Below are 12,049 nucleotides of genomic sequence, written 5' to 3'. Positions count from 1 at the left end.
TTCCCCAACGACAAGGAGTGTTTTATGCAACGTGGTCTCCCAACCCTGAGAAATTTGTTTCGGAGTGTCCTGCTTTTGTCCGCGCTCACTGCTGCAAGCGCCCATGCGGCGGAGAAAATCGACCTGATCATCGACACCGACCCCGGTGCTGATGATGTGGTGGCCTTGCTCTTCGCCATGGCGTCCCCGCAAGAGTTGAGCATTCGTGCGCTGACCACCGTCGCCGGCAACGTGCGCCTGGACAAAACCTCGCGCAACGCGCGCCTGGCCCGCGAGTGGGCAGGGCGCGAGGACATCCCGGTGTACGCCGGGGCGCCCAAGCCGCTGCTGCGCACGCCGATCTATGCCGAGAATATCCATGGCAAGGAAGGTATTTCCGGCGTCACCGTGCATGAGCCAAAAAAAGGCCTGGCTGACGGCAACGCGGTGGACTATTTGGTCAAGACCCTTCGCGCGGCCAAGCCTCACAGCATCACCATTGCCATGCTGGGCCCGCAGACCAACCTGGCCTTGGCCTTGACCCAGAACCCGGAAATTACCCAGGGCATCAAGGAAGTGGTGGTGATGGGCGGCGCGCACTTCAACGGTGGCAATATCACGCCAGTTGCCGAGTTCAACCTGTTCGCCGATCCGATCGCGGCCGAAATCGTACTCAAGAGCGGCGTCAAACTGACCTATCTGCCACTGGATGTGACTCACAAGGTGCTGACCAGCGAGGCGCGCTTGAAGCAGATTGCCGCAATCAACAATCACGCGAGCAAGGTGGTTGGTGACATTCTCAACGAGTACGTAAAAGGCGATATGGAGCACTACGGCATTCCTGGCGGCCCAGTGCATGACGCCACGGTCGTGGCCTACCTGCTCAAGCCTTCGCTGTTCAGTGGTCGCGAGGTCAACGTGGTGGTGGACAGCCGCGAGGGCCCGACCTTCGGCCAGACCATCGTGGATTGGTACGACGGCCTGAAACAACCGAAGAATGCCTTCTGGGTTGAAAGCGGCGACGCCCAGGGCTTCTTCGATCTGCTGACCGAGCGCCTGGCGCGCTTGAAGTAAATCGCTGGCGGTCGACGTTCGTTGGCCGCGGCCTATTCGCGTTTGGGGTTGTGTGCCCCCCTGTGATCGGCCGGGTATTTCTCGAATACCTGGCCGATGAATGCTTGGGCCGCCTGGGTGCCCAGTTCCTTGACCAACAGGTCGATGCCGATGATTGCCAATTCCTCCGGGCTTCCGGGGCTGTAGGAGCTTTGTCCCAGGGGCCACTTGGCTTTGATGTCGGCTTGGAGCGTTACGGTGGTCATGGAAATCTCACGGGGCTGAAGGTCCTGGGCGATGCGCTGGAACGCGGTTCCAGCGGGCGCAGTTAAGCACTTTGCGCGGCATTTGGCACTGCTACTTAGGCATGAAGCGTTTCTGGATGAGGCTGGTGCTGTGCGACACTGTCCCTCTGTTTAATTGCCGGGGAATACCGCGTGCAGATCGATTTGAGCAACCCCGAAAATCTGACGCTGGCTGCCGTGCGCCAGTTGATCGCCAGTGCCAGCGATGACGAACACACCCAGTTGCGTGTGACCAAGGGCGGTATCGCCTATATCTCCTCTGGGAAGACAGTGGGCGGTGTGGATATCGATGGGCTGCTGTTCCGCCTCGAGACTTGGGCCAAGGGCTCTGGTTATGTCGGTAACGTGGCCGCCAGCGATGAAGTCTGGGTTACGCAGATTTTCAATGCGTTGAAGCAGAACTGGCCGACGCCGCCGTTTGATTACATCGATATTTACTGATTTCGTTCATATCTGGTCACGATTGATCGGGCGAATGACCACTGATAGTCAGGCAGACTTGCCGCTCGGTGGTTTACGTCTTGAAACCAATCCGTTACACCGCTGTCGCACGATCTCTGTCCATTTTTAATCATAGGAGGCTTCATGCCTTGGAAGCTCGCATCATTCGGCACTTTGTTGGCAGCACTCGCGTTGGCGGGTTGCAGCACCCCGGGTGCCTCTGAGCCAGCCAAAGACGCCGCCGTGACCGATGCCGGTCATAGCCGCTGTGAGGCAAAGGCCGCTGAATTCACCATCGGCCAGAAAGCTTCGCCCCAGTTGCTGGATCAGGCCCGTACACGCGCCGGTGCGCAGAACGCGCGGATCCTCAAGCCCAACGATATGATCACGCTGGAATACCGCTCCGACCGCTTGAACCTGAACACCGACGACAATCTGGTGATTACACGGGTCAATTGCGGCTGATCGTTCCGAGACTTTTGCAACACCCATAAAAAACCCCGTCACTTGGACGGGGTTTTTTTAGCTCAGCTCAGAATTACTCTGGGCGAACCTGTGCAGCTTGCATACCCTTTTGGCCTTTCTCAGCCACGAAGGAAACGGTTTGGCCTTCTTTCAGGCTTTTGAAACCGTCGCTTTCGATAGCTTTGAAGTGTACGAACAGGTCGTCACCGCCACCTTGAGGAGTGATGAAGCCGAAGCCTTTTTCATCGTTGAACCATTTAACGGTGCCGGTTTGGCGATTAGACATGGTGTATCTCCAAGAAACATATATTTTCAGTAGTGCTGTGCTGCTCAGGCCAACTGGGCACACCGGGCTATCATAGTCGAAATGTTCGGCTTGGGAGCCCCCCCAAGGCATTGTTTGCTAATCAATCGCGTTGCGTTCAATCCCTGCTTCGGCTGAAAGCCCCGATCTACGGGGCTTTTGCGCGAAATATCAGCTCGTAAAAAAAGCCGTAAAAGCTGTGTATTTTGTGAGAAAAGGCAGTTTTCAGGCTGTTTTTTGCCCTGAAAACTCACCTGATCGCTGGTCGTTCTTACTTTTTCTTCACAACTTTGCAGGACGAAATCGCGGTCACGGCTTTGTTTTTGAGCTCAGGGCTGGCGTTCTGATTGGTCATCAGCTCTTTGATTTCGGCAGTGCTCAATTCTGCGTTGATTTTGTCTGCGCCACATTCGCAGTGGGCTTTGGCCGTTTTGACGTCCACGTTCTGGCTCGCGGCAGCGCTGCAGTCGCTGACGAAGCTGTCACGAGCGCCCGCAGGCCAGTTCGATGGTGCCGCAGCCTGCGCGCCGAGGGAAAGGAGGGTCAGGGAGGCGGCGAGCGCGAGGGTAGAGGTAAAACGCATCATGAAGTGCTCCTTTGATTCGAGGACAAACGGCGATTCTCATGGGGTTTGAGGGCCTGCGTACAGCCCAAGTTCACTTTTGCCGCTATTTTGTCTTTACAGAGGGCACCGCCGGCGCGATGACCGTTCATCTGTGCTAGCATCGTCCGCCTGGCTTTTACAGGTGCGCCATTTGCCGCCTCGCCATGTTTTTTTAGCTCACTCCAGTCACTCTGGTTCGATTATCGGTTGGCCGAAAGGCTCCTGCCGCTGTAAGGCAGGCGTTCAGCATTGAACGGCCTGGTGTTGGATCTTGTACTGGCTCATCCCAACCCACGTGACCTTTGGTAGGGGTCACCACTAGGAGAGGAGGCGCCATGCCAACTATTACTCTTCCCGATGGCAGCCAACGTTCATTCGATCATGCTGTTTCTGTCGCTGAGGTCGCCGCATCCATTGGTGCCGGCTTGGCCAAAGCCACCGTCGCCGGTAAGGTCGACGGCAAACTGGTCGATGCCAGCGACCTGATCACCGCCGATGCCAGCCTGCAAATCATCACGCCCAAGGATCAAGAGGGGCTGGAGATCATTCGCCACTCCTGCGCGCATCTGATTGGCCACGCGGTCAAGCAGTTGTACCCAACCGCGAAGATGGTGATCGGCCCGGTTATCGAAGAAGGCTTCTATTACGATATCGCCTACGAGCGTCCTTTCACTCCGGACGACCTGGCGGCCATCGAGCAGCGCATGCACGCGCTGATTGAAAAAGATTACGACGTCATCAAAAAAGTCACCCCGCGCGCCGAGGTGATCGATGTGTTCACCGCTCGTGGCGAAGACTACAAGCTGCGGCTGGTCGAAGACATGCCGGAAGAGCAGGCCATGGGCCTGTACTACCACGAAGAATACGTCGACATGTGCCGCGGCCCGCACGTGCCGAACACGCGTTTCCTCAAGTCGTTCAAGCTGACCAAGCTGTCCGGTGCCTACTGGCGCGGCGATGCTAAGAACGAACAATTGCAGCGGATCTACGGCACCGCGTGGGCTGACAAGAAGCAGCTGGCCGCTTATATCCAGCGCATCGAAGAAGCCGAGAAGCGCGACCACCGCAAGATCGGCAAGCGCCTCAACCTGTTCCACCTCCAGGAAGAAGCGCCGGGCATGGTGTTCTGGCACCCGAACGGCTGGACCCTGTACCAGGTGCTCGAGCAGTACATGCGCAAGGTTCAGCGCGACAACGGTTACCTGGAAATCAAGACGCCTCAGGTCGTTGATCGCAGCCTGTGGGAAAAATCCGGGCATTGGGCCAACTATGCCGACAACATGTTCACCACTCAGTCCGAAAACCGCGACTACGCCATCAAACCGATGAACTGCCCTTGCCACGTGCAGGTGTTCAATCAGGGCCTGAAGAGCTACCGCGAGTTGCCGATGCGTCTGGCCGAGTTCGGTGCCTGCCACCGTAACGAGCCATCGGGTGCGTTGCACGGCATTATGCGCGTGCGCGGCTTTACCCAGGATGATGCCCACATCTTCTGCACAGAAGAGCAGATGCAGGCTGAATCCGCTGCGTTCATCAAGCTGACCATGGATGTGTATCGCGATTTCGGCTTTACCGAAGTCGAAATGAAGCTGTCCACTCGTCCGGAAAAACGCGTCGGTTCCGATGAGTTGTGGGACCGCGCTGAAGCGGCATTGGCCGCAGCGCTAGACAGTGCGGGCCTCTCGTACGATCTGCAGCCGGGCGAGGGCGCTTTTTACGGTCCTAAGATCGAGTTCTCGCTGAAAGATTGCCTTGGCCGTGTCTGGCAATGTGGTACCTTGCAGCTCGATTTTAACCTGCCGATCCGTCTGGGAGCCGAATACGTCTCCGAAGACAACAGCCGTAAACACCCGGTTATGTTGCACCGGGCGATCCTCGGTTCGTTCGAGCGTTTCGTCGGTATCCTGATCGAGCACTACGAGGGCGCATTCCCCGCGTGGTTGGCTCCGACCCAGGCAGTGATCATGAATATCACTGATAAACAGGCAGATTTTGCCGCTGAAGTTGAAAAAACTCTCAATGAAAGCGGATTTCGTGCCAAGTCCGACTTGAGAAATGAAAAGATCGGCTTTAAAATCCGCGAGCATACTTTGCTCAAGGTTCCCTATCTTTTGGTTATCGGAGATCGGGAAGTCGAGATGCAGACTGTCGCTGTGCGTACTCGTGAAGGTGCTGACCTGGGCTCGATGCCCGTCGCCCAGTTCGCTGAGTTCCTCGCGCAAGCGGTTTCCCGGCGTGGTCGCCCAGATTCGGAGTAATTATTATTAAGCGTGAAATGAGACAAGATAAACGAGCTGCACCGAAAGCCCCGATCAACGAGAATATCTCGGCACGCGAGGTTCGGTTAATTGGCGCTGACGGCGAGCAGATTGGCATCGTCTCGATTGATGAAGCGCTTCGTATTGCAGAAGAGTCCAAATTGGACCTGGTGGAAATCTCCGCCGATGCAATCCCACCCGTATGCCGGGTGATGGACTACGGCAAGTCGATCTTCGAGAAGAAGAAACAGGTTGCCGCGGCGAAGAAAAACCAGAAGCAGATTCAAGTAAAAGAAATCAAGTTTCGTCCAGGGACGGAGGAAGGGGATTACCAGGTAAAACTGCGCAACCTGGTACGTTTCCTGAGTGATGGGGACAGGGCCAAGGTATCCTTGCGATTCCGCGGCCGTGAGATGGCCCACCAGGAGCTGGGGATGGAACTCCTCAAGCGGGTTGAAGCTGACCTGCTCGAGTACGGTTCGGTCGAACAGCATCCTAAGATGGAAGGACGCCAGCTGATCATGGTCATCGCCCCGAAAAAGAAGAAGTAATCAACAGGGCACGGCAGGCCTTCTGATTATGTTTATCAACTGAATGCGGAGTATCCGAACATGCCAAAGATGAAGACTAAAAGTGGTGCTGCTAAGCGGTTTCTGAAAACTGCTAACGGTATCAAGCACAAGCACGCTTTCAAGAGCCACATCCTGACCAAAATGTCGACCAAGCGTAAGCGTCAACTGCGCGGTAGCAGCTTGCTGCATCCGTCTGACGTGGCAAAAGTCGAGCGCATGCTGCGCCTTCGTTAATTTTTGGATCAAGAATAGAGGAAGTAACTCATGGCTCGTGTAAAGCGTGGCGTCATTGCCCGTAAGCGTCACAAAAAAATTCTGAAACTTGCTAAAGGCTACTACGGCGCGCGTTCACGCGTATTCCGTGTTGCCAAGCAAGCGGTAATCAAGGCCGGCCAATACGCCTACCGTGACCGTCGTCAGAAAAAACGTCAGTTCCGCGCTCTGTGGATCGCTCGTATCAACGCTGGTGCTCGTGTTAACGGTCTGTCCTACAGCCGTTTCATTGCCGGTCTGAAAAAAGCGTCCATCGAAATCGACCGTAAGGTTCTGGCTGAACTGGCCGTGAACGAAAAAGCGGTGTTTGCTGCGATTGTCGAGAAAGCTAAAGCCTCTTTGGCTTAAGTACCCCCGACAGTCACCCTGGGCTACTCCTGTAGCCTGAGGTGGTAAACGTCATAAATAGGGGAAGAGCCTTCAAGCTCTTCCCCTATTTTGTATCTGGAGTCTGTACATGGAAAACCTGGACGCGCTCGTTGCTCAAGCTCTTGAGGCTGTGCAAAGCGCTGAAGATATCAATGCCCTGGAGCAAATCCGGGTTCACTACCTTGGCAAAAAAGGTGAATTGACTCAGGTGATGAAGACCCTGGGGAATTTGCCGGCTGAAGAGCGTCCGCAGGTCGGTGCGCTGATCAACGTCGCCAAGGAGCGCGTCACAGAGGTACTCAATGCACGCAAGGCGTCGCTCGAGGAGGCCGAACTTGCGGCCAAGCTCGCCGCCGAGTCCATTGACGTCACCTTGCCCGGCCGTGGCCAGGCCTCGGGCGGTCTGCATCCGATCACCCGGACTCTGGAACGTATCGAGCAGTTCTTCACCCACATCGGCTACGGTATTGCCGAAGGCCCTGAGGTCGAAGACGACTATCACAACTTCGAGGCGCTCAACATCCCAGGCCATCACCCGGCCCGGTCGATGCACGACACCTTCTATTTCAACGCGAACATGCTGCTGCGCACCCATACCTCTCCGGTCCAGGTCCGCACCATGGAAGCGAACAAGCCGCCGATCCGCATCGTCTGCCCAGGCCGTGTGTACCGCAGCGACTCCGATATCACCCACTCGCCGATGTTCCACCAGGTCGAAGGCCTGTTGGTAGATCGTGATATCAACTTTGCCGACCTCAAGGGCACCATCGAAGAATTCCTGCGGGTGTTCTTTGAAAAAGAGTTGGCGGTACGTTTCCGTCCATCGTTCTTCCCGTTCACTGAACCGTCCGCTGAAGTCGATATGGAATGCGTGATGTGCAGCGGTAAAGGCTGCCGTGTCTGCAAACAGACCGGCTGGCTGGAAGTGATGGGCTGCGGCATGGTTCACCCGAACGTGCTGCGTATGTCCGGGATTGACCCGGAAGAGTTCTCGGGCTTTGCCTTCGGCATGGGCGTTGAACGTCTGGCCATGCTGCGTTACGGCGTGAACGACTTGCGTCTGTTCTTCGACAACGACTTGCGGTTCCTCGCGCAATTTCGCTAGTCGTAACGAATCTTTAGGAGAGCAGGATGAAATTCAGTGAACAATGGCTGCGTGGCTGGGTAAGCCCGCAGGTAGATCGAGACGCGCTGGTTGCTCGTCTGTCGATGGCCGGTCTTGAGGTCGATGGCGTGACGCCGGCCGCCGGTGTATTCAGCGGCGTGGTCGTGGGCGAGGTGCTGAGCACCGAGCAGCACCCGGATGCTGACAAATTGCGTGTGTGCCAGGTCAGCGATGGCGCGCAAACCTTTCAGGTCGTGTGCGGAGCGCCGAACGTGCGCCCGGGCCTGAAGATCCCGTTCGCCATGATCGGTGCCGAACTGCCGGGCGACTTCAAGATCAAGAAGGCCAAGCTGCGTGGTGTTGAGTCCAACGGCATGCTGTGCTCCCAGGCTGAGCTGCAGGTCGGCGAGGGCAATGATGGCCTGATGGAACTGCCGGCCGACGCACCGGTGGGGCAGGACATCCGTGTTTATCTGGAGCTGGAAGACGCAAGCATTGAGGTCGACCTGACTCCGAACCGCGGCGATTGCCTGTCCCTGGCAGGTCTGGCCCGTGAAGTGGGCGCGTTGTACAACGTTCCGGTCACTCGTCCAGTAGTGGCGACGGTGTCCGCAGTGCACGATGAAGTGCGTCCGATCGAAGTGCTGGCACCCAATGCCTGCCCTCGTTATCTGGGACGTGTGATCCGTAACGTTGACCTGTCAAAACCCACCCCATTATGGATGGTTGAGCGTCTGCGTCGCGCTGACGTGCGCAGCATCGACGCCGCTGTCGACATCACCAACTACGTGATGCTGGAGCTGGGCCAACCGCTGCACGCATTCGATCTCGCCGAAATCAACGGCGGCATCCGCGTACGCATGGCAGAAGAGGGCGAGAAGCTGGTGCTGCTCGACGGCCAGGAAGTAGCCCTGCGTGCCGATACTCTGGTCATTGCCGACCACTCCCGCGCCCTGGCGATTGCCGGCGTGATGGGCGGCGAGCACAGCGGTGTGTCCGCGACCACGCGCGACGTGTTCCTTGAAAGCGCATTCTTCGACCAGATCGCCATCGCCGGCAAAGCCCGTTCCTACGGCCTGCACACCGATGCTTCGCACCGCTATGAGCGTGGCGTGGACTGGAAGCTGGCCCGTGAAGCCATGGAGCGCGCCACTGGCCTGCTGCTGGAGATCACCGGCGGTGAAGCCGGCCCGATCACTGAAACCGTCAGCGAACAATACCTGCCGTCCGTGGCGCCGATCACCTTGCGCGCCAAGAGCGTTGAGCAAATGCTCGGCCTGGTAATCGAGCCTGCTGAAATCGAGCAATTGCTGTCGGCCCTCGGCCTTGGTATTTCTGCTGGTGAAGCGGGGCAGTGGCACGTCGAAGTGCCAAGTCATCGTTTTGACATCAGCCTGGAAGTTGACCTGATCGAAGAACTGGCGCGCCTGTATGGCTACAACCGCCTGCCGGTTCGTTATCCGCAAGCGCGTCTGGCCCCGCAACCCAAGGCCGAGGCGCGTGCGCATTTGCCTGAGCTGCGCCGTCTGTTGGTTGCCCGTGGTTATCAGGAAGCGGTGACCTACAGCTTTATCGATCCTAAGCAGTTCGAACTGTTCAACCCAGGCGTCGAACCGCTGTTGCTGGCCAACCCGATTTCCAACGACATGGCCGCCATGCGTTCTTCGTTGTGGCCGGGCCTGGTCAAGGCACTGTCCCACAACCTGAACCGCCAGCAAGACCGCGTGCGCATGTTTGAAAGCGGCTTGCGTTTCGTCGGTCAGTTGGACGGTTTGAAGCAGGAGCCGATGCTCGCAGGTGTGGTGTGCGGCAGCCGTCTGCCGGAAGGCTGGGCACAAGGCCGCGATGCCGTGGACTTCTTCGACGTCAAGGCTGACGTCGAAGCGGTGCTGGGCTTTGCGGGTGCATTGGATGCGTTCACGTTTGTCCCAGGCAGCCACCCCGCGCTGCACCCTGGCCAGACTGCGCGTATCGAGCGTGAAGGTCGCCTGGTCGGCTTCGTCGGTGCTATTCACCCGGAGCTGTCGAAAACCTTGGGTCTTGACCGTCCAGTCTTCGTTTTCGAGCTGGTGTTGGCTGAAGTGGCCTCGGGCAAGATGCCTAAATTCAGCGAGCTGTCGCGCTTCCCTGAAGTGCGTCGCGACCTGGCCCTGATCGCCGACCGTGAAGTCGCCGCCACTGCCGTTCTGGATGTAATCCGTGAAAATGCAGGGGAATGGCTGACAGACCTCAGGCTATTTGACGTCTATCAGGGTAAAGGCATTGATCCGCATAGAAAAAGCCTCGCGGTTGGCTTGACCTGGCAGCATCCATCGCGCACTCTTAATGACGATGAGGTGAATACCACGACACAAAATATCCTCACCTCGCTCGAACAAAGGTTGAACGCCACGTTAAGGAAGTGACGTATGGGGGCTTTGACGAAAGCTGAGATGGCGGAACGTCTGTACGAAGAGTTGGGTCTGAACAAGCGCGAGGCCAAGGAATTGGTCGAGCTGTTTTTTGAAGAGATCAGACACGCTCTGGAAGACAACGAACAGGTCAAATTGTCCGGCTTCGGCAATTTTGACCTGCGGGACAAACGCCAGCGGCCTGGCCGCAATCCAAAAACGGGAGAAGAAATCCCGATCACGGCTCGCCGTGTGGTCACCTTTCGTCCAGGGCAGAAGTTGAAGGCCCGAGTTGAGGCTTATGCTGGAACCAAGTCATAACGACGAGCTACCCGTCATCCCAGGCAAACGCTACTTCACCATTGGTGAAGTCAGCGAGTTATGTGCGGTAAAACCGCACGTGCTGCGCTATTGGGAGCAGGAATTTCCTCAACTCAACCCCGTCAAACGCACTGGCAACCGTCGGTATTATCAGCGCCAGGATGTGCTGATGATCCGACAGATCCGCGCGTTGCTGTACGACCAGGGATTCACCATCAGCGGCGCACGCCAGCGCATGTCCGGTGATGAAGCCAAAGACGACACCACCCAGTACAAGCAGCTGATCCGCCAGATGATCTCCGAACTCGAAGATGTGCTGGTGGTTTTGAAGAAGTGACAGAAGCTTTTAAAATACTTCCACATTTCAAAAGCTTGCGGTATATTCCTGATCGCTTCGTTGCGAAGCAAACCCAGTAACACGCCTAGTCGGGGCGTAGCGCAGTCCGGTAGCGCACTAGCATGGGGTGCTAGGGGTCGAGTGTTCGAATCACTCCGTCCCGACCATATTTTTCAATGACTTAGCCCAATCTGAAAAGATTGGGCTTTTTCATGTCTGCGATTTGGCAGTCGGACAGTGACCGGGCTGTGAATTCAGGCGCGCTGGCCCATGGCGCTCGGATGCAGGGTTAAAGAGCTTAGAGAATGCAAGGTTACACTCCATGCACTTGAAAAGTGTGGACCTACCCGCGCACCTGTTGACTCTCAGAGACCGTCGACTGCTAACGGCTGAACGACCGGCTGGTGAGCCCTTGGCCTGCTCACTTGAGCATTGCCTCCACGTGCTCAAGTGATAACCGCGGCACAACGCTCTGCGGAATCCTCGAACCCTCTGACAAGTTGTAAACCCTGAAGTCATCACTGATCACCTTCTCGGCCATCAGCTCAAGCGACGGCAGAATACGTGTGTGATAGTGCTGGTCGAGCCCGCAGGGCGAGTTGGCTGAGTCGGCGCTTTCGTAAAACCTGCCGGCGTTTTCCCGCAGGTCAACGCCCACCAGAAAAACCTGATTGAAGCCCAAATGAAACGCCAGTTGTATCGCCAGATACGCCACCGTCCGCGCATCAAAAAACCCTTCGCCCATGTCCTTGCTAAACCCAATGGGGCGTTTGCGCAGTGGCAGTAGCGAGTGATCGGCAACCAAGGCCTCGTTTCGGCCCATTAACGCGTCGAGCCAGGACGGCCTTTCAGCCTTGGACAGCGGGTAAAACGCGCCGGCCGGGCGGATGCCTGCTGCGCGCACATGGTCTTCCCACAGCGCGACTCTTTGGCTGTTAGCCATGGCGTATTTGAATAAACCCGGCTGCTGTTCGGAAAAGCTCTTATCGGTACAGGCGTAGAAATACGGTTTGACGTCGGTGTTCAAAAACATCGAAATCGCACCATTCATGGTGATCATCGGCACGTGCGCGAAGGTTTCGAGGGGAAACGACTTGGCCGAAGCCCCCGAGGCGATGATAAACACCGCGCCCGATTCGATGTTCCGGCAGCTTTCAAAATCATGTGGGGTCAGGTCCTGCAGGGGTGCTGGTGAACGCTCTGCATCAGTTCGGGGCATTGGTTTCATGTGATCCAACCCAGTAATGACGTTAAGGGGCTTATTTAGCGGACC

The 12,049-nt window shown here is 56.9% G+C and carries 15 protein-coding genes and 1 tRNA gene; 12 read left to right on the top strand and 4 right to left on the bottom strand.

What is annotated here, in order from left to right:
- Positions 1 to 24 precede the first annotated feature (24 nt).
- A complete protein-coding gene (locus tag KZX66_RS19180) occupies positions 25 to 1,053 on the top strand; it encodes a nucleoside hydrolase (protein ID WP_248082203.1) in 1,029 nt (342 codons plus the stop codon).
- Between the two features lie 32 nt (positions 1,054 to 1,085).
- On the opposite strand, the gene KZX66_RS19175 is transcribed toward KZX66_RS19180, so the two are convergent.
- Positions 1,086 to 1,298, bottom strand: coding sequence for a hypothetical protein (locus KZX66_RS19175; RefSeq protein WP_248082201.1), 213 nt, complete (start codon positions 1,296 to 1,298; stop codon positions 1,086 to 1,088).
- A 171-nt stretch (positions 1,299 to 1,469) separates the two neighbouring features.
- Between KZX66_RS19175 and KZX66_RS19170 the strand changes: the two genes are divergently transcribed.
- The gene (locus KZX66_RS19170; RefSeq protein WP_248082200.1) at positions 1,470 to 1,778 is read left to right on the top strand and encodes a hypothetical protein; all 309 of its coding nucleotides are present in this window, start codon (positions 1,470 to 1,472) and stop codon (positions 1,776 to 1,778) included.
- Positions 1,779 to 1,922: 144 nt separating this feature from the next.
- Positions 1,923 to 2,243 carry an I78 family peptidase inhibitor gene (locus tag KZX66_RS19165; protein ID WP_248082198.1) on the top strand — a complete coding sequence of 107 codons (321 nt, stop codon included), beginning with the start codon at positions 1,923 to 1,925 and terminating at the stop codon, positions 2,241 to 2,243.
- A gap of 73 nt (positions 2,244 to 2,316) precedes the next feature.
- On the opposite strand, the gene KZX66_RS19160 is transcribed toward KZX66_RS19165, so the two are convergent.
- Positions 2,317 to 2,529: a cold-shock protein gene (locus KZX66_RS19160; protein ID WP_003179963.1), complete on the bottom strand. Its 213-nt coding sequence runs from the start codon at positions 2,527 to 2,529 to the stop codon at positions 2,317 to 2,319.
- 289 nt (positions 2,530 to 2,818) lie between these two features.
- On the bottom strand, positions 2,819 to 3,133 hold the full coding sequence (locus tag KZX66_RS19155) for a hypothetical protein (RefSeq protein WP_248082196.1): 315 nt from the start codon (positions 3,131 to 3,133) through the stop codon (positions 2,819 to 2,821).
- A 353-nt stretch (positions 3,134 to 3,486) separates the two neighbouring features.
- On the opposite strand from KZX66_RS19155, the gene thrS reads away from it, so the two are divergent.
- From thrS to KZX66_RS19110, 9 genes are all read left to right on the top strand, one after another.
- Positions 3,487 to 5,409: a threonine--tRNA ligase gene (gene thrS / locus KZX66_RS19150; protein WP_248082195.1), complete on the top strand. Its 1,923-nt coding sequence runs from the start codon at positions 3,487 to 3,489 to the stop codon at positions 5,407 to 5,409.
- The gene (gene infC, locus KZX66_RS19145; RefSeq protein WP_015884933.1) at positions 5,409 to 5,960 is read left to right on the top strand and encodes a translation initiation factor IF-3; all 552 of its coding nucleotides are present in this window, start codon (positions 5,409 to 5,411) and stop codon (positions 5,958 to 5,960) included. Before thrS ends, infC begins: the two co-directional genes overlap by 1 nt.
- 60 nt (positions 5,961 to 6,020) lie before the next feature.
- Positions 6,021 to 6,215, top strand: a complete 195-nt coding sequence (gene rpmI / locus KZX66_RS19140; RefSeq protein WP_002553160.1) for a 50S ribosomal protein L35 — start codon at positions 6,021 to 6,023, stop codon at positions 6,213 to 6,215.
- A 30-nt stretch (positions 6,216 to 6,245) separates the two neighbouring features.
- On the top strand, positions 6,246 to 6,602 hold the full coding sequence (rplT, locus tag KZX66_RS19135; protein WP_005789679.1) for a 50S ribosomal protein L20: 357 nt from the start codon (positions 6,246 to 6,248) through the stop codon (positions 6,600 to 6,602).
- Between the two features lie 109 nt (positions 6,603 to 6,711).
- Positions 6,712 to 7,728: a phenylalanine--tRNA ligase subunit alpha gene (pheS, locus tag KZX66_RS19130; RefSeq protein ID WP_247395785.1), complete on the top strand. Its 1,017-nt coding sequence runs from the start codon at positions 6,712 to 6,714 to the stop codon at positions 7,726 to 7,728.
- Between the two features lie 26 nt (positions 7,729 to 7,754).
- On the top strand, positions 7,755 to 10,133 hold the full coding sequence (gene pheT, locus KZX66_RS19125; RefSeq protein ID WP_248082193.1) for a phenylalanine--tRNA ligase subunit beta: 2,379 nt from the start codon (positions 7,755 to 7,757) through the stop codon (positions 10,131 to 10,133).
- A gap of 3 nt (positions 10,134 to 10,136) precedes the next feature.
- Positions 10,137 to 10,439: an integration host factor subunit alpha gene (ihfA, locus tag KZX66_RS19120; RefSeq protein ID WP_002553164.1), complete on the top strand. Its 303-nt coding sequence runs from the start codon at positions 10,137 to 10,139 to the stop codon at positions 10,437 to 10,439.
- Positions 10,420 to 10,776: a MerR family transcriptional regulator gene (locus KZX66_RS19115; protein ID WP_003174972.1), complete on the top strand. Its 357-nt coding sequence runs from the start codon at positions 10,420 to 10,422 to the stop codon at positions 10,774 to 10,776. The genes ihfA and KZX66_RS19115 overlap by 20 nt, the downstream gene beginning before the upstream one ends.
- 90 nt (positions 10,777 to 10,866) lie before the next feature.
- Positions 10,867 to 10,943 (top strand) — tRNA-Pro (locus KZX66_RS19110).
- Between the two features lie 254 nt (positions 10,944 to 11,197).
- Here the strand turns inward: KZX66_RS19110 and KZX66_RS19105 are convergent.
- Positions 11,198 to 11,995: a lipopolysaccharide biosynthesis protein gene (locus tag KZX66_RS19105; protein ID WP_248082515.1), complete on the bottom strand. Its 798-nt coding sequence runs from the start codon at positions 11,993 to 11,995 to the stop codon at positions 11,198 to 11,200.
- Positions 11,996 to 12,049: the final 54 nt, after the last annotated feature.

Source organism: Pseudomonas sp. EYE_354 (assembly GCF_023148575.1).
Taxonomy (GTDB): Bacteria; Pseudomonadota; Gammaproteobacteria; order Pseudomonadales; family Pseudomonadaceae; genus Aquipseudomonas.
The sequence above is the reverse complement of the archived record's forward strand: the minus strand, read 5'-3'. Positions and strand labels throughout refer to the sequence as shown.

What these genes read in the sequence shown, in the direction of transcription:
- ihfA (WP_002553164.1), top strand. Translation starts at nt 10,137, where the DNA reads ATGGGGGCTTTGACGAAAGCTGAGATGGCGGAACGTCTGTACGAAGAG.
- KZX66_RS19165 (WP_248082198.1), top strand. Translation starts at nt 1,923, where the DNA reads ATGCCTTGGAAGCTCGCATCATTCGGCACTTTGTTGGCAGCACTCGCG.
- KZX66_RS19180 (WP_248082203.1), top strand. Translation starts at nt 25, where the DNA reads ATGCAACGTGGTCTCCCAACCCTGAGAAATTTGTTTCGGAGTGTCCTG.
- pheS (WP_247395785.1), top strand. Translation starts at nt 6,712, where the DNA reads ATGGAAAACCTGGACGCGCTCGTTGCTCAAGCTCTTGAGGCTGTGCAA.
- KZX66_RS19115 (WP_003174972.1), top strand. Translation starts at nt 10,420, where the DNA reads ATGCTGGAACCAAGTCATAACGACGAGCTACCCGTCATCCCAGGCAAA.
- rplT (WP_005789679.1), top strand. Translation starts at nt 6,246, where the DNA reads ATGGCTCGTGTAAAGCGTGGCGTCATTGCCCGTAAGCGTCACAAAAAA.
- pheT (WP_248082193.1), top strand. Translation starts at nt 7,755, where the DNA reads ATGAAATTCAGTGAACAATGGCTGCGTGGCTGGGTAAGCCCGCAGGTA.
- KZX66_RS19155 (WP_248082196.1), bottom strand. Translation starts at nt 3,133, where the DNA reads ATGATGCGTTTTACCTCTACCCTCGCGCTCGCCGCCTCCCTGACCCTC.
- thrS (WP_248082195.1), top strand. Translation starts at nt 3,487, where the DNA reads ATGCCAACTATTACTCTTCCCGATGGCAGCCAACGTTCATTCGATCAT.
- KZX66_RS19105 (WP_248082515.1), bottom strand. Translation starts at nt 11,995, where the DNA reads ATGCCCCGAACTGATGCAGAGCGTTCACCAGCACCCCTGCAGGACCTG.
- KZX66_RS19160 (WP_003179963.1), bottom strand. Translation starts at nt 2,529, where the DNA reads ATGTCTAATCGCCAAACCGGCACCGTTAAATGGTTCAACGATGAAAAA.
- rpmI (WP_002553160.1), top strand. Translation starts at nt 6,021, where the DNA reads ATGCCAAAGATGAAGACTAAAAGTGGTGCTGCTAAGCGGTTTCTGAAA.
- KZX66_RS19175 (WP_248082201.1), bottom strand. Translation starts at nt 1,298, where the DNA reads ATGACCACCGTAACGCTCCAAGCCGACATCAAAGCCAAGTGGCCCCTG.